This is a genomic window from Rubritalea squalenifaciens DSM 18772, assembly GCF_900141815.1.
Lineage (GTDB): Bacteria > Verrucomicrobiota > Verrucomicrobiia > Verrucomicrobiales > Akkermansiaceae > Rubritalea > Rubritalea squalenifaciens.
Genome location: NZ_FQYR01000002.1, coordinates 122,738 through 146,838, shown reverse-complemented (window position 1 = coordinate 146,838; position 24,101 = coordinate 122,738). Strand labels below are relative to the sequence as shown.

Here is a 24,101-nt window from a genome sequence, read left to right as displayed (position 1 = left end):
TGGCAGGTATGAACTTAGGGCACAGTAAGTCCTATTAAGGTTTGTCATGCAAAAAAGGCTCGTGGTAGGTATATTTACCTATGCCACACATGCTCTCATACACTCACACACTAATCATTGGCGCTTTGGCGCTGATGCCACTGTCTGCGCACGCAGATAAACGGATCTCTATTCTCAACCCTAGCTTCAGGGAAAAAGCCCCTGGAGCGAATACGCCTAAGGACTGGGTCGTTAACGTCAAGAAAGGGGCGAACCTCTCGCAAGTCAGTAAGCCCGGGCTCAGCGTCGTCACCATGTTTGGAACGGGTGCTGTGATGGAACAATCCTTCCTTAGCAGTGAAGCAACTGCGGATAAGTTCAGTACCTACTACATTACTTTCGATGCCGGTTGGCGCAATAACTCCAAGAAGAACCAAATCTTCAGCTTTGTTTTCGAGCTGGTCAATGTGACTGATAATACGGTTCTGGGTAAGGCGATCTATGTTATCCCGCCCAATGCCCCGTCTAACAAGTACGATGATTATCGTGTTGCTTCCCGTGGAACGACCCTACGTATCAGCTTTGATAATACGAACCTGAGCCTGCGCGGGGACGAAGTTTCCCTGAGGATCTCTAGTGAGAGCTCTATGGAGTCTGAAGATATCCAGCTGTCCCATCAGCTGACTGGATGGATCGATAATATCTACGTCAAGGCCGCCAAGTAGCAGCTGACCAGTTACCCAAAGAGTTCTGGATTCTGGGAAATTAAAGTTTCTTGTTAGAAATCCAGACGCACCCGTAAGGTGGTAGCTCGATTGTGGCATCTGTCGATGTATAAGTTTCTCCGCTGAGGAGATCACACCAAGTATCGGTGGCAATCAGGTTGAGCTCCACCAAAGGAATGGACTGTGCTTCGGTGGAGATATTATGCAGCGCAAAGATCGATTGCTCACGGTGCAGACTCTCACGCCAGAAGGCGAAGATTTTTTCCCCGAAGTGCAGCGTGTACTGGGTGGCATTCGGGTGGAAGGCAGGTTGCTTTCGGCGGATCTGGATCAGGCGCTTGAGTTCTGAAAAGACCGTCTGATGATGGAGGTTCTCGTCTTCCAGCGCTGCATAGAGACCATCAGCATCCCATTGATAGCGGTTGATGGTGCGCAGGCGGCCAGTCTCTGCGACACCGAGTGTGTTGTTCTCAGTTCCTAACAGACTGTGAATGTAGAGGGCTGGGAGACCTTCGAGTGCAAGCAGGATGGTATGGGCACAAAGGAAACGCTGTGTCTGCCACTGGTCTTTTCCTCCCTCAATGGTTCCAGCCAGAGCAGAGTAGAGGGAAATGTTCGCTTCATAAGGCTTGAGTTGACCATCAGGCATGCGGCGCATGGAGATTTCGCCACCGAAGTCCCGGATTGTTTGCATCAGTGTGTCTTGCTCCTTATCGGAGAGCAGCCCTTCTGCGGGGCGAAGGCCGATGCCGTCGTGCGAGGCGATGAAGTTCAGGTAGGCACGGCCACGGCGCGCTGGAGGCATGGACATGATCCACTTCTTGAGGTACTTGCAGTTGCCGCTGAGTAGGGCCTGGAGCAGAAGTGGGGGAAGGGAGAAATTGTAGATCAGGTGGGCTTCGTTATCGTTACCGAAGTAGCTGAGGTTCTCTTTGTTAGGGACGTTGGTCTCGGTGATGATGATGGCACTAGGTTCCAGAGTTTCGATGACGACACGGAGCAGCTTGATGATCTCATGAGTCTGTGGGAGGTGCACACAGTTGCTGCCGTCTTCCTTCCAGAGGAAGGCTACGGCATCCAGACGGAAGAGGCGGATGCCTTTTTCCAGATAGAGGCGGATGATCTCGATGATTTCGATGAGGACATCCGGGTTGCTGAAGTCCAGGTCGACCTGGTCGGCGCTGAAGGTGCACCAGACTTCCTTTTCTCCTTCGGCTGTCTCTACGGTGGTGAGCAGGGGAGTGCTGCGTGGGCGGACGACGAAGCGAAGGTCCTGGAACTTGTCTCCGGTCACGAAGTAGTCTTTGCCCGGGTCCTTGCAGGCGAGGAAGTTCTTGAACCACTCGGACTCGCTGGAGCAATGATTCAGCACCAGGTCTGCCATGACTTTGAAATCCGCTTGAAAGTCCTGAATGTCATCCCAGCTGCCGTGTTCCTCCTTCACTTGCTTGTAGTCGATGACGGAGAAGCCGTCATCCGAGCTGTAGGGGCAGAAGGGAAGAATGTGGATATTGTTGATGGTGTGTTTCAGTTCGTGCTGGAAGAAGTGGCGCAGTGTCTGCAGGGGCATCTCTCCTTCGCGCTTGATGCTGTCTGCATAGGTGATGGCGAGCACATCGCTCTGATCCCACTTGTTGGTCTGTGGGACGTTGGAAATAGCGGTTTGGGCGAGCGGTGCAGTCTGAAAAATACGTTTTACAATGGCATCACAGCGTTCGTCTCCATAGACCGCATGGACGTGCTGGCGGATTTTCTGACGGACTTGCACCACCTTGGGGTGCTGTGCTGGATCATAGCTGGACTTGCTGCCGAACTCGCGCAGGTCACCCTCCACGGCATCACGCAGCATTTCCATGATGTCTGGTACGGCAGAGCGTACCCGCTTCCAGCTTGGCATGAAGGGTGTGGCCATGGATTGCTCTGGATCCAGGAAGTCGTGACCTGCCTGCATGATGTTCTCTGCAAACACTTCGATGGCAGAGCCCTCGGTGTGGAGGTCGTAGTCGAGACCGTTGATCTTGGCATCGGCCTGATAGCTGTCTACCAGATCGAGGGCGATGCGGTAGTAGGTGGCTTTGATGGTGCGGATGCTCTCAGGGGTGAACACTTCACCCTGGGTGGCCATCTTACGGTAGAGGGATTTGGCGATGTCGCAGCTCATCTTGGAGAGCCCGCGGGTCTTGTCCTTGAGTGAGAGGTCCTGGTGCTTGTGGTCGTAGACGTCTGCAATATCTACCTGGCAGATCTGGTTGGTGGCGTAGTTGCGGTGCATCTCAGAGAGGATGCCCATTTCCAGCCCCCAGTCGGAAGGAATGCGGATGTCCTCGATGACGTCGCGCTGCAGGGAGAATTCACCGGCGAGTGGATAGCGGAAGCTGTCCAGATACTCGAGGTAAGTGCTGTCAGGCTTGCACACTTTGTTCAGGGCACGCAGCAGGGGAGTCACAAGCAGGCGGCAGACGCGGCCGTTCATCGAGTTGTTCGCGATGCGGGCGTAGTAGCCTTTGCAGAATTTGAAACTGAACTCCGGATTGGCCACCGGGTAGATCAGGTGAGCCAGTAGGGAGCGGTCGTAGGTGAGGATATCACAATCGTGCAGGGCTACTGTCTCAGCTTTTCCAGATGCCAGGATGTAGCCGAACATGTACCAGACGTTACGCCCTTTGCCGGCTTCTTTAGGAGCCAGGCCTTTTTCTCTCAGGAGTTGGTCGATCTTTCGGAGGCGGGGACCATCATTCCAGAGGATGTTAGGGCGCTGAGGAAGGCGGTCGAAAAACTTGAGGGCGTAGCGGAACTGATCTTCGTCCGCTCGATCCAGGCCGATGACGATCTGGTCGAGATAGGGGACTTGGGCGATCTGATCCACGATGGATGAGAGGGCAGGACCTTCGAGTTCTGAGAAGAGTGACGGTAGTACCAGGGCCATGGGTTTGCGCTTGCGGAATTCCATCAATTCTTCTTCCAGTTTCTCCAGTGGTCGTTGGTTGAGCTGGTGCAGGGTGGTTACGATGCCGAATTGATGAAAGTCTCCCATGTATCTGTTAGGTTAGTTTTTTGAATTTTTCTGTGAGTTCTTGGATCACGACATTCCACCCGCGGCTGGCAGGGTAGGGGGCGATGATGACTTGGCTTGCCCGTGATGAAAGTTTGGGGCCGTCCTCATGCGGAATGATGACTGCAATGTCTGCGCAATCCAGCATGGCGGAGTCGTTCGGGCTGTCACCGAGGGCTACGGTGGTCCACTGGACTTCTGGTTCGCTGGCTTCATAGATACTGCGGACGGTGCGGGAGCCGTCTGCTTTATCCGAGGTGCCCATGAGGTGGATGAAACGACCTCCGCGCAGGGTGCGGATGCCTGACTCGGCCATTTTCTCTGCGAAGGCTCCCCAACGCGTGGATGAGTCTTCCCAGACGATCGGTTCAGTAACCTGACGGTCTGCGGAGAGTGCGGCCTGATCGTGTGTCAGTCCGGTGCGTGTACTGATTTGATCTACGCTCCAGTCTGCAAAGCCGGAGAAGCGGTAGCCCTCCTGATCGCGCAGAGCGTGCGCGGTCTTGAGGATGAACTCTCTGGAAAGGCCAGTGACTTTGGTCAGGAAGTCGGGGTCGGTGTCCTCGAATCCATGGCCAGCTTGCCAGCCTCCACGTTTGGGGATGGCGACGAGGCCTCCATTTTCGGAAATGATGGGGGAGTCGAGGTCGAGTTCCTTGGCGAGTTGTCTCATTTCCGCCAGGGTCTTGCTGGAGTTGAGCACCAGCGGATAACCCTGTTCTTTGAGCCCATCCAACGCTGGCTTGGCGGCCTCCCAGCTATAGTCATGAGTTAGTAGGGTGGCGTCCAAGTCAGTCACCACAAGTATTTTGCGTGTTGCTGGCATGGGCAATGAGGGGGTGTCTCTGCGTGCTTTCTAGCACTTCACTTACAGCACAGAGGGTGCCAGATTTGATGAATTCCCTATGAGGGCTACTGAGACCAGGTGGAGGCCCTGACGGAAACAGGGGAAATAGGCAATTTTCTGTCAGGATTATGAGGCGAGATGGTCTATGCTGGGTAAGGATGCAGGAAAATCGCCCAGATCATGAAGAGAGACGCAAAGACGAGCGTTCCGTGGCATCACGGGCGAGCGACTATGGCAAGCGTGCGATCCGAGTGATCAACCCGGAGTCGCCTGAATCCATGCTGGAGGAGATCCAGAGTTCGCTGAAAGCCTACATCATTTCCCTGACTGCGAATAAGCAGGAGGTGGATGATTTACTGCAGGAGACAAACCACTTTTTGGTCGAAAGCCTTGCAGAATATACGCCAGGGACAAATTTCAAGGCTTGGGCGTTCAGCGTAGCGAGGTATCGCCTGCTAGCCCTACGCCGTGACCAGAAGCGCAGTAAGCTTAGTTTCCTCTCTGATGAGGTGGTGGAGATGCTGGCGGACTCCCACTCGGCAAGGATCCCAAATGAGGACCACCGGGTGGACGCCCTGAAAAACTGTATCCAAAGACTGGCGCCCGGTGAGCGCAGCTTGCTCAGGAAAGTCTATGTGGAAGATGTCTCTATGACTATGCTGGCAGATACTTTGGGGCGCACTGCAAATGCCTTACACAAGAGTCTCTCAAGGGTGAGACAGGCACTCAAAGTGTGTATTGAACGACAAATTTCCAATCGACCATGAAAGCTGCAGAGAGAAAAGAATTACGTGAATACGCAGACACGATCCTGGACGGGCAAACTTTAAGTTCAGCTCAGATGGACCGCTTGGACACCTTGTTACGAGATGCCGAGGCGAGGGACTTTTATCTCGGCATGGTTGAGATTGACACGCATTTGCCCGAGAGTATCGAGCACTGCGATATCATTTCGGCCCTTGGTCAAGAGGGCCAGCCAAGCGCAAGACTATGGACGAGGTGGCTGGTGCCTGCTGCGGCTGCGGTGGTGGCGTTCGGGGTTGGATGGCTGATGAATGACAGCGAACCCGCTCAAGAGCAAGCACAGCAGTCAGCTCAGCTGAGTGCGCCGGATACAGCAACGGCTCGTATTACTGGCTTGATAGGTGTGAGGTGGAATCAAAATCCGAGTGAGTATCTCGATACGGACTCCATTGATATCGAGTCCGGGGTGCTGGAGCTCACTTATCCAAATGGGGTCAAAGTCGTGATTGAAGGTCCTGCTGAGTATGATGTTACAGGGGCGAATGACGGGCAGCTGAAACACGGTAAGTTTGTGGCCAAGGTACCGGATGGAGCCGAGGGCTTCACGGTGTCTTATGCTAATGGCAAGATTGTCGATCTAGGTACGGAATTTGGCTGCCATCTCTCACCAAGTGGACAGATGAGGCTAGGAGTGTTTGAGGGTGAGGTGGAGCTCTACCCTAAGGGTAGCCGTAAAGTGCTGCTGACGAAGAATCATGCGGTGGAGCAGCTTTCTGATTCGCCAGAGGAATTAGCGTCGATTCCTTTTGACCGTGATAGCTTCATTCGCGAAGCGCCGTCCCGTGAGTTCTCTTGGCATGTCGATTCTGCTGAGGCTAAAGAGGTCGTCTTTGACGTGAGTCACTTGATCTGGAGCGAGGGTGAATTTTCCGGCGTGTTCAAGTGGATGCGAGGCTATCGCGCCGTCGTCGTGAGCAATGTGGCTTTGTACCGGGATAATGTTCTCATTTCACGCTGTGATCATGATGGCAGGGCAGGAGTCCTGAGCTTCACAAGTGACAATGTGTTTGCCTTTGCTATTCCCAAAGGGGCCTATCAGCGAGGAAACTGGCAGGTACGCGCCACGGTAGAATCTTATAACAAGAAGCCTTTGGTGGTGGATGAGCCTTGGGTGGAGGGAGTGTTCTTGTTTGAGGACGCACTCTCCCGTAGGGCGACAGCTGAGGACTACATCGGAAGATGGGCCTACACCCATAACGGAGAGCAATGGGTTCGTGACATCCAGGCCGGGGGCGTGATTGATCTCTACAAGAACGGAAAACTTTACTCTAGTTTCAAGAATGCTAGCTGGACGGTCGGAAATGGCGCCTTACGGGTGTGGATACCACACTTGAAGGTTCATGAAGATCATCTGTTGAGGGACAGCAATACGCTGATCTTTACTGATCAGCCCTACCGGAATGCTCACCGGATCGAATAAGTGTATGGAGGTGAGTTTTTTTTGTCAGGTTTTGAGAGTCAGTGGTCTTTGCGGATAATCGCACCCCCAGTTTGGTTGCGATTGTACGCAAACAAGCAAAACATATGACAAATACAAAACTACTCACAACTATTGTCGGGCTCAGTGCCGCGCTGATTGCCAGCTCTACCGCAGCCACCATCACTCTTGCGAATGCTGATTTCGAAGTGGAAGACGGCTCCGAGGTTACCACTGGTTGGACATCGATTGAAAATGGTATCAATGGCCCAGTGTATCGTGCCAACGATGTAGTTGCGCTCGGTGGCAATGCGGTTGCGCTCTTTAAAGCCCGTGATACGACCATTGATGGATTGGTGCAGTCTATCGGTACAGGTGAAGCCACCGCAGATACATACTCATCTTTCACGGTAAACTTTGATGCTGGCTACAGGAATTACACCGGAGCCAGTGAGATGTCTTTCGTCTTCTCGATTGTGGATCTCAGCAGTGGTGATCCTGCCGCCGGGACTGCTGCTATTCTTGGTACCGCCACCTACACACTGACTGCAGCCTCTTCCACAGGAACAAATCTGTGGGAGTGGACGGATGCCGGGCAATCCGTAACGATTAATTATGACAATTCAGCGGTAGGCCTTGCCGGACATGAAATTGGACTACTCATCGACTCAGGTGCGACAGTGTATCAAAACTACGAGACCACAGCGATGCTTGATAATATTTCCGTGACTGCTGTGAACGCTGTACCAGAACCAAGCAGCACTGCACTCATCGGGCTTGCTGGTCTTAGCTTCATTCTGCGCCGTCGTCGCTAGTCTGAAGAAATATTTCATGTGTCTATGCCGGCCTGCTGTTACTCAGTCGGCCGGCATTTTTATGGGGATCTGATGTCACCTTTCCCCTGTCTGGCGGAATAGCTTGCTACATAAGCAACCCTTCATTCTCTACTTTCAATTCCTCAACTGCCAATAAACCCATGCCGCGGCACCGTCACTACCTTCTCTTATCTGGCTTGCTGATCACTTCGCAACCAGCCTCAGCCCAAGCTCCAGAAGCCTACTGGCGCTTTGACGGGGGAGATGTGTCCGCCAGACTGGCTGAGAGTTATGGTCGTAGTACTCTCAATGCGGTGGAGGTGGATGGGTCCTCTGCGTGGAACACGCGTGCAGGCTTTGGTGAGGTGCTGGCGAATGGATTCGGGTTTCCCTATTTGAGCGTTCCTGCTCAGTCGGCCATTGATCCGGGCAGTGGAGACTTTTCCCTCTCGGTCTGGGTCTACAGGACTTCAGATGATGCTTCGGCCTCCGGCATTGTGGATGCTCTGGATGGGGCAGGTACCGGCTATCAGCTTTTTTATCAGGGGGATGATACCCTGCGCATGCGTCTGGATGATGACCAGGGCCATAGCGTGAATGTTACCACCACTTCTGGACAGCTTGCTCTGAATGCTTGGAAGCATCTTGCGGTGACAGTGGACCGCAGTGCCAATGTGGTGAAGTTCTACGTGGATGGTTCCGAGGTGACGACGGATAATGGCAGTGACATCACTTCTCTAACAGGATCTATCTCACCTGATCAATCGCTCTTCATCAGTATCCTGAATGATACTAGTCCGGCGGATGGCAGGCTGGATGATCTGGCTTTCTTCAAGAGAGTGCTGAGTCCGCAAGAGATCACTGACATTAATGCCAATGGGGGGGTACCGATTGGAGATCTCTACTCACTAGCTGAAGCGCCATCCATCAGTCCAGCAAAGAGCTTTGTGAAGAGTGGTGAGCAGATCATTCTTACCAGCAATGGAGCTGGGGATATTCGTTATACGCTCGATGGTTCAGAGCCTGATGCGAGCTCGAGTTTGTATACTGCGCCCTTCACGATCAGTGAATCCACCACGGTCAAAGCAGTGGTGATTGAAAATGGCCAGCTCAGTACGGTCACAAGCCAGAGTTATGCTCTGGTGGAAAATTCCAAACCTAACATCTTGCTGATCGTGGCAGATGATTTGGGATTCAATGACCTGGGTTGTTATGGAGCGGTTTCGCTGGTGACTCCAAGACTGGATGCCTTGGCCTACCAAGGTCAACGCTACACCCAGTTCACGACGACAGGACCTGGAGAGCTGGCCAGTCAGTATGCTCTACTCACCGGGCGCCTGCCTCGCAGGGGAGCCATGCCAGCCGAGGCCGCTCCGAATACCAACGCTCTGGATTCCAGGGAGTGGACCATAGCTGAGGCTTTGCGCAAAGGGGGCTACCAGACTTCTTTTGTTGGCGTGTGGAATCTGGGAAATCAGCCTGGATCACATCCGAATGACCAAGGCTTCGTGAATTTCTACGGACTGCCGTGGGGCATTGCTCAGGCCAGCTTCCCTCCTCTGATGGAGAATGGGCAAACACTTCATGCCAGTCCTGACCCTGAAGGAGTACTCGATTTATTGACCACCCGTGCGGAATCCTGGCTTACAGGACAGGGGAGTGATCCTTTCTTTATGGTATTCCAGCCGCCATCATTACCAGCTAGCGGTACGTCCTTACTTGGGGATTACGGTAATCGTCTAGAAGCTCTGGATGCTGCCGTAGGTAAGCTGTTAGATAAGCTGGAGAGTGAAGGCCATGCTGATGATACTCTGGTGATTTTTCTCTCCGATGGAGGAGCTGACAAGAACACGGGAACATATCCAACGGGATCGAATGGTCAGCAGCGTGACGGCAAAGGGACGACCTGGGAAGGTGGAGTGCGGGTGCCAATGATTGTGCGTTGGCCAGATGTCGTGCCACAAGGCAGCAATTACTCCACGGTATGGTTGCCGGATCTCTATGTGTCATTGATAGAACTAACAGAAACGTACTTTCCCCCCGAGCATGTGTTCGACGGCACCGAGCAGGTAGGTTCTCTGCTCGGTGTCAGAGCTCAGCCGGATCTAAATCACCAGCTCTATCTGTACCGGCATGATGGCAGTGACTATCAGCTGCAGGCCGTGCGAAAAGGCCAGTGGAAGTATCACCAGACAGTCACGGTCAACGATCCTGACAATGACTTCTCCGGCTCAGCGCCCTTGCTCTATGATCTTCTCGTAGACCCGATTGAGCATGTAAACCGCAGTTCAAGCCACAGCTCGGAACTTGCAGCACTGCAGGCATTGGCAAGTGACCACCTAGCTAGCTTGCCAGCTAGTGGTACGAACGACCTTCCTGATGCGAGGCCGGAAGTGCTCGGCCCGATCGAGGTACTGTCGACTCCCGGACAAGCGGGAGAAGTCCAATACCAGTTTACCCGTCCGGCGGATTCCCTCAATGACCACTATGTACTTCAAGTCAGTGAAGACCTGATCAGCTGGGTGGACGTATCCAGTGGTCCGTACACCGTTGCCGCAGCAGGTGCTGATAACACCGAGCACGTTACCGTGAGTGTCTCTATGGCTGATTTGGCCAATGGAAAAAGCAAGTATTTCATCCGTCTCAAAGCAAGCCGTCCCTGATCATGAAACTCTCTAGCCTATTATTCCTTTCTCTCTTGGTAATGCCTTTGCAGGCGCGCCCTGCCACCGAGAAACCCAATGTCATCATGATCTTTCTGGATGACTGTGGTTATGGTGATTTCTCTCATACCGGGAACCCAAGCATTCATACTCCTAACATTTCACGAATGGTACGTGAGGGGATGAACTGCCCGCAGTTCTACTGCGCCTCGCCGGCTTGTACGGCATCACGCTATGCCTTGCTGACAGGGAGGAATCCGGGAAGATCTGGGCTCGGGGCTTGGGTGCTTGGCCCTACAGCCGCAAAATATATTCACCCGAATGAGGTCACGATCCCTGAGGGACTGAAAAATCAAGGCTATGCAACGGGTTTCTTTGGCAAATGGCATTTAGGAACTCCTAACAGCAATAACAGTATGACGGCGAGTGCCTTTCCTTTGGCGCACGGCTTCGATACGTGGGAGGGAACCAATGTCTCGAACGACTATGAGACGGGCAGTGACCTCATCAAGTCCAACCCCTCTGGAAATACCCCGATAGCGGGTTATGAGATGATCGCGGAGGATATCCTGAATAAAACCGATATCCACGATAATCTGACCAAGCGCTACCGTGATCGCACGGTGGAGTTTATCCAGGCCAACAAGGACCAGCCCTTCTTTGTGTATCTCGCGCCGAACATGCCCCATCTTCCCGTGCATGCCTCGGATGAGTTCAAGGATACCTCGCTGCGGGGCCTCTACGGGGATTGTATCGAGGAGATTGATGCCATGGTGGGGACGATTTTGTCGACACTGGAGAATGAGGGGATCGCGCAAAATACCTTGGTGATCTTCACCTCGGACAACGGGCCGTGGATCCGTTTTCAAAATACCGCAAGTAACAGCAGATATGGTGAAGCGCGTATTCTCATAGGCTCGGCTTTACCCTTTAGGGATGGCAAGGGGTCTACCTGGGAAGGTGGAGTCCGTGTTCCCGGAGTGTTCTACTGGCCGGGGACGATCCCTGCAGCCACCGTGGTCAGAGAGCCGGTGTCTACCATGGATATCCTGCCCACTGTCTTCAAACTGGCAGGTGAAGCGGTGCCGACTGACCGGACTTTGGACGGGAGGGACATTCGTCCCTTGCTGAATAGCTCACTCTTCCAGGGTACGGTGCCGGACTTTGAGTTCATCTACACTGGTGCCAGCAATAACCAGGTTTATGGTGCCCGCAAAGGCGCTTGGAAGCTCCATACCAAGCTCTATTCCCAGACGGGAAACAATTATGGATTCAGCGCCTCATTCTCTGATCCTTTGCTTTTTAATGTGGAGCAGGATCCCCATGAACGATTCGACCGCAGTGATGATGAAACCACTACGGTCAATGAGCTAAAGCAGATGATCACGGATTTTAACAATTCGGTCAGTACCGAAGGTACCTTCTGGAACCCGTGATAGGAGAGGTGGCTTAGTTTACCTTCTTCACATACTGGGCTTTGAGGGCGATGGAGATGCCGTTCATCTTGCAGTCGATCTCATGGTCGCCATCGACAATGCGGATTGGCTTGGACTTGGTGCCGCTCTTTAGCACATCGGAGGAGCCCTTGAGCTTGAGGTCTTTGATCATTTGAACGATGTCACCTGTCTGGAGGACATTCCCGTAGGCGTCTTTGACTTCACGCTCTTTTTCCTCTTTCTCCCATTCGTGGCCACAGGTCACGCATTCATATTTGAACTCGTGCTCAAGCACTTCATCCATGGTGCACATTGGGCAGGTAATCTCAGACATATCTTGAGATAAGCGAAGCCCGATCTAACATGCAATGCCGAGGTGTAAAAAATAGTCTAGGCCGCCTTCTTGATCTGGTGCTGCCACAGCTTGATGTGGCGTACGAGAGACTTCTCAGCCTTACTGTCGCGCTCGGCGTCTCCATAGACGACGCGGTTATGATAGTCTAACAAAACATTGGAGAAGATAGGGAGTATGCCGCGTTTCTCAAGAGCGATCATTTGCTGGCGGAGAGTTCTGTGGTCAGGGTAAGGGCAGCCAGAGCGAGCGCAGGCCATGCGGAAGAGGCGCATGTAATCAGGCTCCACGTAGGTAATACCAGTGCCGCCACTGCGTGTGCGTGGAGGAATCGAGCGGAACTTGAGAAAGACGAGCAAGGATAGGGCAAAGGTGCCCAGACCCATGATGCAGGCAAGCATGAACCAGGGAGATTGGTTGTACTCTGTATATTGCTGCTCTGGAGTTTCCTCTAGAGGTGGCTCGGTCAGGGGTGGGGGCGTTTCGCCACTGCCGGCGATCTGTCTGCGGTTCTGATCAGGGGCAGTGGTGTCAAAGACTACCCAGCCATAGTCCTTAAGGTAAATCTCCGTCCAGGCGTGCGCATCGGCGGAGACAAACATGAACTGGTTTGAATCCTCGTAGTATTTACCCCCGGCCCAGCCAAAGGCGATCCGGCTGGGAATGCCCAGCTCGCGGCACAAGCTGGCGGTGGCAGAAGCGAAGTGCTCGCAGTATCCCTTCCGTTCACCAAAGAGGAAGTTATCCAGCGGGCTAAGGTTCTCGGGGTTTTCGACTTTGAGCGAGTACTCACAGCGTTCTCTTAGAGCCTCTCGTATGGTAATCAGGGTGGCCGCTAGATTGTCTTCGCTGATCGCGAAATCGTCCAGCCAAGCTACCATCTTGGCCCTCAGCAGTTCATCTGGAAGGGTGTCGAAGTAGACCGCGTCTAGGCCTTCATCTGGGGTGCCTGGGATGATGCGTCCGCCGCGAGAGATGATCTGATCCAGCAGGATAGGTTGTGAAGCTACTTCATAATCATAGCCATCTTGGTCGGCTTTCTTTGGTGGAAGCAGGTAAATATCCGGGGCGATTCTTGTGATGTAGGGCTGCTTCACCTGACGAGCACCATGAATGCCTAACAGGACGTTCTGACCGTTGTCATGATAGCTGTGGGTGATGGTATGGTAGTAGACAGGGAAGCCTTGGATCGGCGGTCTGGACTTCAGGCGGATGAAGCCGTCTTTGCTGGGGTCTAGTACCCGTTTGATGGGGTTGGCCAGATACCAGCTATCACCATCAAAGTGGTTCAGCATGAAGGCGCGCACGTAGATCTGCTGCCGATTCATGAGCTGCGCTTGATCTGCTGAGCTGGCTGTGATGAAGACTTCGGGCCGGTTAAGGGGCCTGTGGTTGGCGCGTTTAGGTATCTGCCTTTGGTAGTGGCTGTTCCATAGCCAATTGCCATCATTGCCGTGTCTCAGATGCTCTGGTGCCTGCTTTTCTTTTTCATTAGCGACCTCGCCGTACTTGACCTCCCTGAGCCAGTCCTCCACCCGGTAGGAAAGGTCACGCCCAAGTTCAGGTCCATAGGTGAACATGGTCATGAAAAAGAACTCTAGCAGGAGTACGGTGATGCCTGCAAAAAGGTAATCTAACAGATTAGGTTTCCGCAGGCTGGAGAAAAATCCTTTCTTCTGGTCGCCAGTGCTGCGCCAGAGTAGCAGAGCGATGCCAATGATCGCGGCGGCGATGCCGGAGCGCATCCAGCTACTCATGTGCTCCGGCCACCCCGAAAGGAAGACGTAGCTCATGGCAATGGCTGGAATGAAGATCAGGTTACGCATGCTTTATGGAGAGAGCCGGGCTGTTGGTTTTGGGGCGTTGAAAGTGGATCTGCCTGATGTCGATGACCATGGTGCCGTGAGGAAGTTTGACCGAGGGAAGCCAGGCATCAGTGGTCATATCAGAGATAATGATACAGGAATGGTTGCGCTCCACGAGCTTGAGCGCACTCTGGAGTTCGTGGCTCTCTGTGCCTTGGGCACGCTTGGTTTCAGCCATGATGGCCAGGCACTCCTGGTACTGGGCGGTGTTTTGGCAGGGTAGAGATGACCAGCCCAGGAAATCCGCCTGGAGTTTGGCCGCCACATTATGGCGCATCAGTAGTGAGAGGGTGCCTGCCAGCAAGGAGAGAGCCCGCTCGAAACGGTCTTCACGCAGTACTTCACCGCGGCCGAAGGAATGATAGATGACATGGCAGAATTCAGGCTGGAAGCCGGGTGGGTCATTCTCACGGACACGAAGGCCATGGCCGCGGTTGAGTGAGCGTGCGGAAGCCGGCCAGTGGATCTTCTTTGCTGGATCCCCCGGCTGCCACGGGCGGATACCACGAGGTTCTCCTAGTGCATCACCCTGGGTGCTGCCTTGGTTTGGGTTGAGGTCGCTTAGCGTTCCTTCAGACAAGAGTTCGCGGGGGATGATGAGGCGCGGATAGACTAGTAAAGGGGCTGAGACGGTGCCCCGTTTTCGCATCGTGAAGAGACCGAAGGGGAAGCGGGAGACGAGCTCGTAGTGCATTTCCAGCACGGAAGCTCGCATCGGGATGGAGGGGCGGAAATTGTACTCCGCGCCGCATTTGGAGGGGATCCATTTCGCCTTGGCCTGCTGGACTTTGCCCTGTGGGAGATGGATGCTGATGTCTACATTGTAGGTATCCAGAAAGGCGCGCTGGTTGATGATGCGTGCGCGGGCGGAAAAGCTTTTGTGGGCGTGCACCCGGTGGGGGAGATCGAGTTCCACCTTGAGCTTGGCGATGTTTCTTCTTCCGAAGATGATCGCGCCTAGCAGAATGATGAACAGGCAGACTCCGAGCGTAATGAGCGCCCCGTCCTTGAGTAAGATGCCAACCAGTATCAACCCCAGCTCAAGCCCCAGCAGGGCTGAGCCGCGAAAGGTGAAGTTACTGGGTATCAGTCGCATGGTTGTGGGTGGGAAACGCCTGCCATGGCAGAATTCTTAGGCCATGGCAGTTTGTTCCAGAGCTGTCTGGAGAACATTCTCCACATCGCCTCCGTCCTCGCAGGTGACGCGGTGGCGCATGACGTGGGTGAAAACATCCTGTACGTGGTCGGGCAGTACGTGGCCTTGCCCGTCTAGCAGTGCGCGGGCCTGTGAGGCGCGCAGGAGGCAGAGTGAACCGCGAACAGAGACGGTGTGATCACCTCCGGCAAGGCGGCGGACCTGCTCGCAGAGTGCCACGATGTAGGCTGCCAGCTGCTCGCTAACATGGATCTGGGAGGTCATTTCCTGGAAAGCGAGGATTTCATCGGTGCTCAGGATGGCATCGTGATGAGGCTTCATCCCGTTCTGAGATGCGTGTTGGAGCAAGATGGATTCCTGGATGGAGCGCTCGGGGAGCTCCATCGGGATGGAGAGCAGAAAGCGGTCAAGCTGAGGCTCGGGCAGCGGGAAGGTGCCGGTCGATGTCGTGTCGTTCTGGGTGGCGATCACGAGGAAAGGTTCCTCGAGCTTGCGGGTAGCACCATCGATGGTGACCTGTCCCTCGTTCATGGCTTCAAGCAGCGCGGACTGAACACGAGGTGAAGTACGGTTGATCTCATCCGCAAGCAGCATATTGGCGAAAATCGGGCCCTGGACAAAGTCGAAGTCGCCATTGTGCTGGCGGTAGAGGTGGTAGCCGAGGATGTCTGAGGGCAGGAGATCCGGGGTGAACTGGATACGCTTGAAGACGCCGCCGATGCTCTCTGCCAGTGTCTGAGCCAGCGAGGTTTTGCCAATTCCAGGAGCACCTTCAATCAGGGCGTGGCCTTTCGCGAGCAAGGCTACCAAGAGGAGCGTCGCTGGCTGGTGGCTGCCCAGAACCGTCGTGGTCAGGCGCTGGTGGAGGTGCTTGAGCTTTTCTGCAGAAGTCATAGAACGCCAGAACTCTCGCAGGGAATCAGGCTACGAGCAATGATTTGTTGGTGATGACAGTAATATATTAAGAGATTTTCTCGACAAGTTGAGCGATGGCTTCCCCCCATTCTTGCTGGGAGTATTTCATCTGACGATAAGCTGCAATGATGTCCTTCGCAGCAAATTGTACATCGATAGGCTTGTCCTGGATCCAATCGAGAAGCTTGCTAGGAGTTGCAAGGTGATAGCGTGTTCCTTTAAGTTGCCCTGTTCTGAAAAGCAGTCCTCTTTTTACTAGATTGCTGAGATCGCGATTGGCGGTCTTATCGATGCAACTAGTGATCTTGGTGTAGTTAGAGTTGCTCAAACCTCCATGAAACCCTTTGCCTAACTCATATTTGATGACTGTTTGTAAGGCTTTGGATTGTCTTGGGTTAAGGTCATTCCCGAGGGCGTGTGATTTGATGTAGGTGAGCTCCGCGACGTGGAAGGATTCGTGGATGGAAAGCTCTAGGATTTTGTGGCCTCGCCTTAATACGTCTTCAATGTTCAAGCTGTCACGTTGCTCAAACATCCCATAATAGTGTTCGGTGTCTTGGCTGATTGCCCTGGAAATGGCAAAAGGTATTTTTTGGCCAAAACTCTTGCATAAGCTCATCACCATCAATGTGCGGCCAATTCTGCCGTTTCCATCGATAAATGGATGAATGATTTCAAAGTGATAATGATCTTTAATCGCTTTTGTAGCAGGTAGATGGCTTTCTCTGTTATAACTATCAATGAAATCATTCATGTGAGCATGAACAACAGAGGCCGGGGTTCCTCTATCCATGATGCGTTCTTCTCCCCATTTAGGATTTGAGATAATCTGCATATCTCCCGTGTAGGCACCGATAGATTTTTCTGGATACGGCGATCCCTGTAATAAGATGCGATGCATCTCATATAGCATATCGTGACTGAGATTTTCCTTATAGTGCTCGAGGCCAAACTTTAGCAATTGTACAGCCTGTTCCTCTTTCCTTTCTACATAGGATGGAATTTTAGTAGATATGGAGGAAAGGACACTTGCTCTGTCGAGATCGATACCCTCAATTTTGGAATTGTTGAGAACCTCTTCACACCAGATTTCGTTTTGAAAGGAATCGGAGCCTTTAACGAAATTAGATAGTTCGAGAACTAGTCTTTGGAAGCTGCTGTCATGAATCTCAAATGCAGATTCATTGAACTCGAAGTGAGGAAAATTCGAGTGCTGCCAAATATGTTCCATTTCTCCCATGTCCGATAATATGCAGTTTATCGGACATTTTGGCTATTTAAATCATTAAGTCCGAAATTTTAACATTTATCGGACATTCTGTATTTTGACATCACTGCACAGGGGAAGGTCTGCGTCAGGGGAGCGGGCCGCCTGGAAGCTGAAAGGGGAAATGATAAAACAATTGAAAATAGTGTGTCGTAAGAACCGATCTGGTTTCTCCACCAAACTTAAAGTGGAGTTTCATGTTGGAAGAAAATTTGGCAATTCGTTCGCTCGATACTGTTAATAGTCTGGGTTCTAACGGCGAAGTGATGAGACAGGAGAGTCTTCTATTCTTTCTTACTCTCCTCTTTTGTTTCTGCCTTCTTCTCTTCGCCTTTGGGCACAAACTTTAGGACAATGCCATTGATGCAGTAGCGTTTGTCGGTAGGTGTGTTGAATCCCTCACCTTCAAAGACATGGCCGAGATGGGCGTCGCATTTGGCGCAAATGACCTCGGTGCGGATCATGCCGCCGCTGAGATCCTGCTTGGTCTTCACATTCTTGGCATTAGCGGGATCATAGAAGGATGGCCAGCCGCAGCGAGCATCGAATTTTTCTTTGGAAGAGAAGAGTTTAGCGTTACAGCCCACGCAGTAGTAGGTGCCGGCACCCTGCTGCTTGAACTGCTTGTAAACTGCTCCATTTGGCCTCTCGGTGCCAGCCTGGCGGGCTACGCGGTACTGCTCAGGGGTGAGGACCTTTTTCCATTCTTCGTCAGTTTTGACGACTTTGTCAGATGGTTGCTCAGGAGTTTCTTTGGATGTTTCCATGGGTTTCTTGTCAGATGGTTCAGCCTGGCAAGAGGTGAATGCCAGTGAAAGCAGGGCGAGGGTTGTATAGATAGCACGCATAATAGTGGGATGAGCTGCAACTCAATTTATTCACGAAAAGTCACTAGGTCAATGGAGCGCTTGGCCATGAGTTGTGGTAAAATCGTTCCAATGACAGAATAGAAACCCGTGGATCTCACTCACAGAAGAGCCACAGGGAAAAGAGGATGAAGACAGGAAATGATCATGAGGGGAAGACCCTGTGGCAGGCCGTAGCCATGAGGCTGCTGGCGGCGGTGTACCGAAAATGTGCTGACGCCAGGCGGGATGGGACATAATGTATCTAAAGGCTCCCAATCCGGCAAAAGCGTGCTACAAGTGCGCGCACCCAGCACCATGAGATCACTTTTTCCAGAGAACCGGCCAGCTCTCGTCCTCGCTCCCATGCAGGACGTGACGGACCTGCCGTTCATGCGGGTGATGTCCGAGTTCGGTGGGCCGGATTACTTTGTAACTGAGTACTTCCGGGTGCATCAGGACTCCCGGCCGGAGAAGCACATCCTGCGTTCCATTACTCAGAATGAGACGGGCAAACCGATCTTTGCCCAGCTGATCGGCATGGATATTCCCGCCATGGTGAAGAACGTGGAAATCCTGCAACGCTACGAGATCGAAGGTATCGATATCAACATGGGCTGCCCGGCTCCCGTGGTCTGCCGCAAGGATGCTGGCGGCGGGCTGCTACGTAAGCTCGATCATGTGAATGACATGCTCGGTACCTTGCGTGATGCGGTGCATAAGAAGTTTACCGTGAAAACCCGTGTGGGCTATGAATCCCATGAGGAATTCGAAACCATTCTCCAGCTTTTCCGCAAACATGACATCGATGCGCTGGCCATCCATGGGCGTACCGTGAAGGAGCGCTACCAGACACCGGTGCACGATGACTGTATCAAGCACGCCGTGGAGACGATGGCTTGCCCGGTGATTGCCAACGGCAATGTGGTGAATGTGGCAACGGGCCGTGCCTACCATGCGAAGACCAATGCCGCGGGTCTGATGATCGGCCGTGGTGCCATCCGCAGTCCCTGGATTTTCCAACAGCTCAAAGACAGTTACGAGGGCAAGGACTATCACAAGCCTACCCGGAAGCACCTCCGTCACTACGTCGAGGTGCTCTATCATGAGCTGGCCAAGGAGTGGAAGGAGTTCGACGAACAGCGCCACGTCAACAAGATGAAGCGCTACCTGATCTACATTTCCCAGGGGATTGATGCCGACTTTGAGTTCGAGATCCGCCGGGTGAAAAGCGCCGAGGCCTTCTTCGGTGTCTGTGACAAGTATCTACTCCGGGACGAGCTCCTTCCCGAGTTGCCGCCGGAGAATTCAAAGATCTTCTGTGGGTTCTCTGCTTTGTTAGAGGACTAGTTGGCCAGTGCGCTCTTTGTAAAAGCTTGGTAAATCCGCCCAGCGCCTACTTGTGCCTGTGACTTGTATCTGCCATGCTTAAGTGTCGAAATTTACTCAAGTTGCTATGAAACGATCACTACTTACTCTGGGTGGCTGCCTGCTGATTTCTTGGTCAGCGATGGCGGAAGATTATTTATCTATCAAGGAAGGTCTGTCTTCCGCTGAAAAGGAGGTGGCTACGGCGGCAGTGGATTCCTGCGTGACCGAGGGGAAAGCGATTATCCCCAGTCTGCAGAAATGGGCGGGAGATGAAGATCCTCGCCTCAAGGCGCGTGCGCGCCATGCCCTGGGCAAGATCACCGGACAGTGGGGAAGCCAGACGAAGGTAGTCTGGAAGCGTTCGGTCAAAGAGGCGATCAATGAGGACAAGCCGTTATTAGTGCTGCACCTGTTTGGCAAGCTGGACGAAGAGTATTGCTGAGCGAACGGTAAACTAGCGAGAGCCGTGACGTTCTCCGACAGCCGTATCGCCAAGCTTTTGGAAACTGAGTATGTCCCCGTCTGGGAGAGTGTCTCCCCGGTTAGAATCGTGACCTTTGATTTGGGGGAAGGGCGTAGCTTTACCGGCACTGCCAATGGAGAGATTGCCATCTACTTCTGTACTCCACAGGGAAAAGTGTTTGATATTCTACCAGCATTGCAGTCGCCGGCCGTGACTTTGGCGGCGATGAAGGAGGCGCTCGCCTTTTATAAGGAACATAAGTGGGGCGGACTGAATGAAGAGAAAATCAGATCTTATCACCGCGAGCGCATGAGAAAGGCTGCCGCTGCCAAGTACCAGGAATTGGTGAACTCTGGAAATCCACCAACGATGCTTATCAAAAAGGAAGTCGCTCAGCTCAAAGCGGAGGAGGTCTATCCGGATTCTCGCAGAGGAGAAATTTCACGGGATCATTATATTCGTATGGCCGTGGATGACGCCACCCGCGATATGCGGGTTATGATTTATAGCAAAGTGGCTACACCTGGTGTGACAGAACACAGAACACGCGTGCTAGGGGATGCCATGACAGTGGTGGAGCCGGGAGGAAAAGGCTATTATCAGTGGCAAATCGGAAGGGCGTTTCATGGCTTGGCTCCTGAGAGTTATCATAAGCTCTATAGGGATAGACTCGTAGAGAAGGTTCAGAAGAAGGCAAAAGCGGAGAATCCACATGGGGTACCAAACATCCCTGTGGTTTATCCTCCGATGCGGGTAAAGATTCCCTTGGAAACACCCGAGCAGTGGAAAGAGATGCTGTTTGAGCACATCTTCAAGCAGGAGCTCAAAGGGGGACGGGTGAAATACAACTCGGATAGCCTGGAGGCGATCAACCTCATCGAGGAATAGCATTAAAAAAAGCGGGCCCGCCAGCTACCCCTATCTGACGGACCCTAAGTATTGATGAATACATCAAATGATGTGCATCACTTGTGTGAGTGGGTATTTGCACCAGATATTCCGCTTTGAAAACGTCTATCGCTAAACGAACGTTCACTGAAAAAGTGATTTGAAATCGTTCTTGAGTGGATGATTTCGTGGATCGCTTGAGTTCTCTGGCAGTGAAAAAATAGGGAAATTTTTTGAGAATAGTTCAGGAGCATGATCCAAGCAGGGGGGATCAGAGACTTTTATATCTATGTCCTTGAAGGTGTGTGACTCAATAGGTCATCAATGAACGCGGGGTGAAGGGGGGCGAAGCAAAAAAACGGGCCCGCCAGCTACCCCTACCTGACGGACCCGAAGTATAAATGAAACCATCAAATGATGTGTTACACTTATGTGAGCGGTCATTTGCATCGGAAATTCCCCAATGCAAACGCAAATCGTAAAACATACGTTTACCATAAAAGTGATTTGAAATCACTCTAGAGGTTGTGGAAGCGAACAAAGCTAAGCATTTCTAACAGAGTAAAAAGTGCAGTCCGTGGTGTGATCGTTAGTCATTCCGATGGCTTGCATAAAGGAGTAGATGATCGTGGTGCCAACAAAGTTGAAGTCGCGCTTCTTGAGGTCCTTGCTGATTTGGTCGGAGAGAGGGGTATTTACAGGGACATCCTGTAGGTTTTGAAAGTTGTTTTGGATCGGTTGGTCGTCCACCCAGGACCAGAAGTAGCGATCCAACGAGCCGAATTCTTCTATGAGTTTGAGGGCTGCGCGTGCATTGCGGCGAGCCGAGAAGACCTTGAGGCGGTTGCGGATGATACCCGGGTCGAGCAGTCGTTCCTCCAGATCGGCATCACTCATGGCGGCGACTTTACGGACGTCGAACTGATGGAAGGCCTTGCGGTAGTTTTCCCTTTTCTTGAGCACGGTGATCCACGAAAGGCCGGCCTGAGCTCCCTCCAGGATAAGCATTTCGAAAAGGTGACGATCATCGTGCTGGGGTACTCCCCATTCCTCATCGTGATACTGGATATAGAGTGGATCGTCTGAGACCCAGGCACAGCGTTTCATGCTAAGGATGATGGCTGGAGATGTAGCTCAGGGCAAGAGTTGAGGTCGTTACTTTACATTCCTCAGATCTGCGTTAGAGCTAGGCTCATATGAAACCTAAAGTTGGATTTGTCGGTGTAGGACGTATGGGAGCAAACATGGCTCGCCACCTGAAGGACTCAGGCTACGTGGTCTCTGCGGTCTTTGATGTGAATCAGGAAGCTGCCCAGTCTCTGGCTGAAGAGCTTGGGGCGGAGCATGCCCAGAACCTGGCGAATGTGACTGCGCATTCCGACGTGGTGCTTACCGTCGTTACCGATGATGACGCCATGCGAGACATCTTCAACCAGCAGGGCGATACACTCCTCAATGGAGCCGAAGGGGTGACCTTCATCAACTGCGCGACCCTCAGCCCGGGTGTGCATGAAGAAGTGGAAGCCGCAGCCAATGCCGTGGGAGCACACAGCCTGGAGGCCTGCATGGCATCCAGCATCACCCAGGCCCGCCAAGGAACGCTCTACCTGATGATCGGCGGTAAGGAGGAAATTTTCGAACAGAACAAGGAGCTGCTGGAGACTCTCTCCACTGCACTACGCTACGTGGGCCCAACGGGTACCGCAGCGAAGGTGAAAGCCTTGGTCAACATGGTGATGAACATCAACACCGCAGGTCTGGCTGAAGGCCTAGGACTAGGTGAGGCACTTGGGCTGGACCTGGCGATGCTGCGTGATGTCTTCTCCCAGACAGGCGCGAACTCCCGTGTGCTGGAGACCGATGCTGAAGACATGGTGATCCGTGATCACGAGTGCTATTTCTCTGCCTCCCATGCGGCGAAGGACAGTGGCATTGCCAATGACCTGGCTAAGGAGGTTGGAATTGCCGTGCCGCTTTCTGAAGCAACCGAGAAGCAATACCGTGAGATGATCGATCTCGGTCTTGGCGAGCTGGACAAGTCCGGCGTGGCGGAACTTACCTTCAAAGGCAGAGCCAAAGAGTAGACTGATGGATATACGTAACCGACATGGTGAGAAGATCGATCATGCCTTTCACGAGGCAGATCGAGACGATGTCCTCGTCGTGCTGGCGCACGGGGTGACTGGAGACAAGGACCGTGAAATGCTGATGACTCTCGCGAATGGTCTGGCCGCAAAAGGCTGGCCTGCGATGCGCATGTCCTTCTCAGGAAACGGCCACTCCGAGGGCGATTTCCGGGATTCCACGGTCAGTAAGGAAGTGGATGATTTGCACGCGGTGCTGGATCAGGTGAAAGGTTCCAAGAAGATTGCCTACATTGGTCACAGCATGGGAGGTGCCGTGGGCGCGCTCGCTGCTGCCAAGGATGACCGCATCAATGTGCTCGTTTCTCTGGCGGGCATGGTGCGTACCAAGGATTTTTGCGACACAGAGTTTGGCGAGGAAACCCCAGATTCCGGCTATATGTGGGAGGATGATACCAAACCTCTCTCTCAAGCCTATGTGGATGACATGCACGCTATCGGGGATACCTTCGCGGCTGCACGGGATGTCCGTACTCCGTGGTTGCTTATCCATGGCACGGAGGACGATGTGGTTCTTCCTAAGGATAGCGATGACCTCTACCTGAAGCTCAAGGGTAAGAAGAAGCTCGTTAGAGTGGAAGGTGCCGACCACATGTTTGCCAATGACTACGATCTACTGATTGAGGAGATCGACGACTGGCTGGGTGAGCATCTCGGCTAAGTGCCTGAAACGTTCTAGCAAAAAGCCCCATCGAGGAAGATTCCTTGATGGGGCTTTTTCTCATTAAAGGGTGTGAGTGTGTTTATCCTTCTGTCTCGTCCTTGATGACGGAGCTGGTAGAATTCTTTTTGACGGATTCGATACCGTTATCGCGGGCTTGTTCAGAGCTATACATTTCACTGGTGCCAATGATTTGGCCATTACCTGCTTTGAGGACGAAGTAGGGATCTCCAGCGCTGGAGGATTTACGCTCAAAGCGTGCCTCCTGTGAGCCGTTTTCTTGCACGGAAGCAATTCCGTTCTCAGCAGCAGCCTTGGACTCGTAGCTCTGGCTGGTGAGAATGATTTCGTGGTTAGCAGCTTTGAGAACAAAGCTGTGCTTCGTGATTTTTCTTAATACATAGTATCCTGTAGCCATAACAATCATTCTGTTACT

At 52.8% G+C, this 24,101-nt stretch carries 21 protein-coding genes; 11 read left to right on the top strand and 10 right to left on the bottom strand.

The annotated features are described in order from the left end of the window. Positions 1 to 89 precede the first annotated feature (89 nt). On the top strand, positions 90 to 704 hold the full coding sequence (locus BUB27_RS00605) for a hypothetical protein (protein ID WP_143157601.1): 615 nt from the start codon (positions 90 to 92) through the stop codon (positions 702 to 704). A gap of 40 nt (positions 705 to 744) precedes the next feature. Here BUB27_RS00605 and BUB27_RS19000 read toward each other — a convergent pair whose 3' ends face one another. Together BUB27_RS19000 and BUB27_RS00595 are read right to left on the bottom strand one after the other, a co-directional pair. Next, positions 745 to 3,738, bottom strand: a complete 2,994-nt coding sequence (locus BUB27_RS19000) for an alpha-amylase family glycosyl hydrolase (protein WP_200797031.1) — start codon at positions 3,736 to 3,738, stop codon at positions 745 to 747. 7 nt (positions 3,739 to 3,745) lie between these two features. Next, complete coding sequence (locus BUB27_RS00595; protein WP_143157600.1) at positions 3,746 to 4,582, bottom strand: HAD-IIB family hydrolase; 837 nt, start codon at positions 4,580 to 4,582, stop codon at positions 3,746 to 3,748. Between the two features lie 179 nt (positions 4,583 to 4,761). Here BUB27_RS00595 and BUB27_RS00590 point away from each other — a divergent pair, with 179 nt between their 5' ends. The 5 genes from BUB27_RS00590 (at position 4,762) to BUB27_RS00570 (ending at position 11,738) form a co-directional block, all read left to right on the top strand. Continuing rightward, the gene (locus tag BUB27_RS00590; protein ID WP_159434706.1) at positions 4,762 to 5,370 is read left to right on the top strand and encodes a sigma-70 family RNA polymerase sigma factor; all 609 of its coding nucleotides are present in this window, start codon (positions 4,762 to 4,764) and stop codon (positions 5,368 to 5,370) included. Further along, positions 5,367 to 6,827 carry a FecR family protein gene (locus BUB27_RS00585; protein ID WP_143157598.1) on the top strand — a complete coding sequence of 487 codons (1,461 nt, stop codon included), beginning with the start codon at positions 5,367 to 5,369 and terminating at the stop codon, positions 6,825 to 6,827. Before BUB27_RS00590 ends, BUB27_RS00585 begins: the two co-directional genes overlap by 4 nt. A gap of 104 nt (positions 6,828 to 6,931) precedes the next feature. Then, complete coding sequence (locus BUB27_RS00580; RefSeq protein WP_143157597.1) at positions 6,932 to 7,639, top strand: PEP-CTERM sorting domain-containing protein; 708 nt, start codon at positions 6,932 to 6,934, stop codon at positions 7,637 to 7,639. Between the two features lie 161 nt (positions 7,640 to 7,800). Next, a complete protein-coding gene (locus BUB27_RS00575; protein WP_143157596.1) occupies positions 7,801 to 10,302 on the top strand; it encodes a sulfatase-like hydrolase/transferase in 2,502 nt (833 codons plus the stop codon). A 2-nt stretch (positions 10,303 to 10,304) separates the two neighbouring features. Next, positions 10,305 to 11,738 carry a sulfatase family protein gene (locus BUB27_RS00570; protein ID WP_143157595.1) on the top strand — a complete coding sequence of 478 codons (1,434 nt, stop codon included), beginning with the start codon at positions 10,305 to 10,307 and terminating at the stop codon, positions 11,736 to 11,738. Between the two features lie 13 nt (positions 11,739 to 11,751). Here BUB27_RS00570 and BUB27_RS00565 read toward each other — a convergent pair whose 3' ends face one another. The 6 genes from BUB27_RS00565 to msrB form a co-directional block, all read right to left on the bottom strand. Then, entirely contained in the window at positions 11,752 to 12,072 is a 321-nt protein-coding gene (locus BUB27_RS00565) for a zinc ribbon domain-containing protein YjdM (protein ID WP_143157594.1), read from the bottom strand. 56 nt (positions 12,073 to 12,128) lie between these two features. Then, positions 12,129 to 13,916 carry a transglutaminase-like domain-containing protein gene (locus BUB27_RS00560; RefSeq protein WP_143157593.1) on the bottom strand — a complete coding sequence of 596 codons (1,788 nt, stop codon included), beginning with the start codon at positions 13,914 to 13,916 and terminating at the stop codon, positions 12,129 to 12,131. Then, positions 13,909 to 15,051 carry a DUF58 domain-containing protein gene (locus BUB27_RS00555; protein WP_143157592.1) on the bottom strand — a complete coding sequence of 381 codons (1,143 nt, stop codon included), beginning with the start codon at positions 15,049 to 15,051 and terminating at the stop codon, positions 13,909 to 13,911. The genes BUB27_RS00560 and BUB27_RS00555 overlap by 8 nt, the downstream gene beginning before the upstream one ends. Before the next feature lie 36 nt (positions 15,052 to 15,087). Further along, entirely contained in the window at positions 15,088 to 16,005 is a 918-nt protein-coding gene (locus BUB27_RS00550; protein WP_143157591.1) for an AAA family ATPase, read from the bottom strand. A gap of 67 nt (positions 16,006 to 16,072) precedes the next feature. Further along, positions 16,073 to 17,266 (bottom strand): Fic family protein, encoded by a 1,194-nt coding sequence (locus BUB27_RS00545; protein ID WP_143157590.1) that lies wholly within the window; start codon positions 17,264 to 17,266, stop codon positions 16,073 to 16,075. Between the two features lie 311 nt (positions 17,267 to 17,577). Next, the gene (gene msrB, locus BUB27_RS00540; protein ID WP_143158501.1) at positions 17,578 to 18,060 is read right to left on the bottom strand and encodes a peptide-methionine (R)-S-oxide reductase MsrB; all 483 of its coding nucleotides are present in this window, start codon (positions 18,058 to 18,060) and stop codon (positions 17,578 to 17,580) included. 396 nt (positions 18,061 to 18,456) lie between these two features. Between msrB and BUB27_RS00535 the strand changes: the two genes are divergently transcribed. The 3 genes from BUB27_RS00535 to BUB27_RS00525 all read left to right on the top strand — a co-directional run bounded on the left by BUB27_RS00535 (position 18,457) and on the right by BUB27_RS00525 (position 20,860). Then, on the top strand, positions 18,457 to 19,488 hold the full coding sequence (locus BUB27_RS00535) for a tRNA dihydrouridine synthase (RefSeq protein WP_143157589.1): 1,032 nt from the start codon (positions 18,457 to 18,459) through the stop codon (positions 19,486 to 19,488). 106 nt (positions 19,489 to 19,594) lie between these two features. Next, positions 19,595 to 19,951, top strand: coding sequence for a hypothetical protein (locus tag BUB27_RS00530; protein ID WP_143157588.1), 357 nt, complete (start codon positions 19,595 to 19,597; stop codon positions 19,949 to 19,951). A 24-nt stretch (positions 19,952 to 19,975) separates the two neighbouring features. Further along, positions 19,976 to 20,860, top strand: coding sequence for a hypothetical protein (locus tag BUB27_RS00525; RefSeq protein WP_143157587.1), 885 nt, complete (start codon positions 19,976 to 19,978; stop codon positions 20,858 to 20,860). Between the two features lie 543 nt (positions 20,861 to 21,403). Here the strand turns inward: BUB27_RS00525 and BUB27_RS00520 are convergent. Beyond that, the gene (locus BUB27_RS00520; RefSeq protein ID WP_143157586.1) at positions 21,404 to 21,967 is read right to left on the bottom strand and encodes a DNA-3-methyladenine glycosylase I; all 564 of its coding nucleotides are present in this window, start codon (positions 21,965 to 21,967) and stop codon (positions 21,404 to 21,406) included. A gap of 89 nt (positions 21,968 to 22,056) precedes the next feature. Between BUB27_RS00520 and BUB27_RS00515 the strand changes: the two genes are divergently transcribed. Both BUB27_RS00515 and BUB27_RS00510 read left to right on the top strand, forming a co-directional pair. After that, positions 22,057 to 22,944 carry an NAD(P)-dependent oxidoreductase gene (locus BUB27_RS00515; protein WP_143157585.1) on the top strand — a complete coding sequence of 296 codons (888 nt, stop codon included), beginning with the start codon at positions 22,057 to 22,059 and terminating at the stop codon, positions 22,942 to 22,944. A 4-nt stretch (positions 22,945 to 22,948) separates the two neighbouring features. Then, on the top strand, positions 22,949 to 23,665 hold the full coding sequence (locus tag BUB27_RS00510; RefSeq protein ID WP_143157584.1) for an alpha/beta hydrolase family protein: 717 nt from the start codon (positions 22,949 to 22,951) through the stop codon (positions 23,663 to 23,665). An 82-nt stretch (positions 23,666 to 23,747) separates the two neighbouring features. On the opposite strand, the gene BUB27_RS00505 is transcribed toward BUB27_RS00510, so the two are convergent. Continuing rightward, positions 23,748 to 24,083 (bottom strand): YegP family protein, encoded by a 336-nt coding sequence (locus BUB27_RS00505; RefSeq protein WP_143157583.1) that lies wholly within the window; start codon positions 24,081 to 24,083, stop codon positions 23,748 to 23,750. Positions 24,084 to 24,101 lie beyond the last annotated feature (18 nt).

Bases quoted from the DNA above. Each gene is read 5' to 3' on its own strand.
- BUB27_RS00560 (WP_143157593.1), bottom strand. From the start codon at position 13,916: ATGCGTAACCTGATCTTCATTCCAGCCATTGCCATGAGCTACGTCTTC.
- BUB27_RS00505 (WP_143157583.1), bottom strand. From the start codon at position 24,083: ATGGCTACAGGATACTATGTATTAAGAAAAATCACGAAGCACAGCTTT.
- BUB27_RS00515 (WP_143157585.1), top strand. From the start codon at position 22,057: ATGAAACCTAAAGTTGGATTTGTCGGTGTAGGACGTATGGGAGCAAAC.
- BUB27_RS19000 (WP_200797031.1), bottom strand. From the start codon at position 3,738: ATGGGAGACTTTCATCAATTCGGCATCGTAACCACCCTGCACCAGCTC.
- BUB27_RS00510 (WP_143157584.1), top strand. From the start codon at position 22,949: ATGGATATACGTAACCGACATGGTGAGAAGATCGATCATGCCTTTCAC.
- BUB27_RS00555 (WP_143157592.1), bottom strand. From the start codon at position 15,051: ATGCGACTGATACCCAGTAACTTCACCTTTCGCGGCTCAGCCCTGCTG.
- BUB27_RS00605 (WP_143157601.1), top strand. From the start codon at position 90: ATGCTCTCATACACTCACACACTAATCATTGGCGCTTTGGCGCTGATG.
- BUB27_RS00520 (WP_143157586.1), bottom strand. From the start codon at position 21,967: ATGAAACGCTGTGCCTGGGTCTCAGACGATCCACTCTATATCCAGTAT.
- BUB27_RS00590 (WP_159434706.1), top strand. From the start codon at position 4,762: ATGCAGGAAAATCGCCCAGATCATGAAGAGAGACGCAAAGACGAGCGT.
- msrB (WP_143158501.1), bottom strand. From the start codon at position 18,060: ATGGAAACATCCAAAGAAACTCCTGAGCAACCATCTGACAAAGTCGTC.
- BUB27_RS00530 (WP_143157588.1), top strand. From the start codon at position 19,595: ATGAAACGATCACTACTTACTCTGGGTGGCTGCCTGCTGATTTCTTGG.
- BUB27_RS00595 (WP_143157600.1), bottom strand. From the start codon at position 4,582: ATGCCAGCAACACGCAAAATACTTGTGGTGACTGACTTGGACGCCACC.
- BUB27_RS00580 (WP_143157597.1), top strand. From the start codon at position 6,932: ATGACAAATACAAAACTACTCACAACTATTGTCGGGCTCAGTGCCGCG.
- BUB27_RS00550 (WP_143157591.1), bottom strand. From the start codon at position 16,005: ATGACTTCTGCAGAAAAGCTCAAGCACCTCCACCAGCGCCTGACCACG.
- BUB27_RS00585 (WP_143157598.1), top strand. From the start codon at position 5,367: ATGAAAGCTGCAGAGAGAAAAGAATTACGTGAATACGCAGACACGATC.
- BUB27_RS00565 (WP_143157594.1), bottom strand. From the start codon at position 12,072: ATGTCTGAGATTACCTGCCCAATGTGCACCATGGATGAAGTGCTTGAG.
- BUB27_RS00545 (WP_143157590.1), bottom strand. From the start codon at position 17,266: ATGGGAGAAATGGAACATATTTGGCAGCACTCGAATTTTCCTCACTTC.
- BUB27_RS00575 (WP_143157596.1), top strand. From the start codon at position 7,801: ATGCCGCGGCACCGTCACTACCTTCTCTTATCTGGCTTGCTGATCACT.
- BUB27_RS00570 (WP_143157595.1), top strand. From the start codon at position 10,305: ATGAAACTCTCTAGCCTATTATTCCTTTCTCTCTTGGTAATGCCTTTG.
- BUB27_RS00535 (WP_143157589.1), top strand. From the start codon at position 18,457: ATGAGATCACTTTTTCCAGAGAACCGGCCAGCTCTCGTCCTCGCTCCC.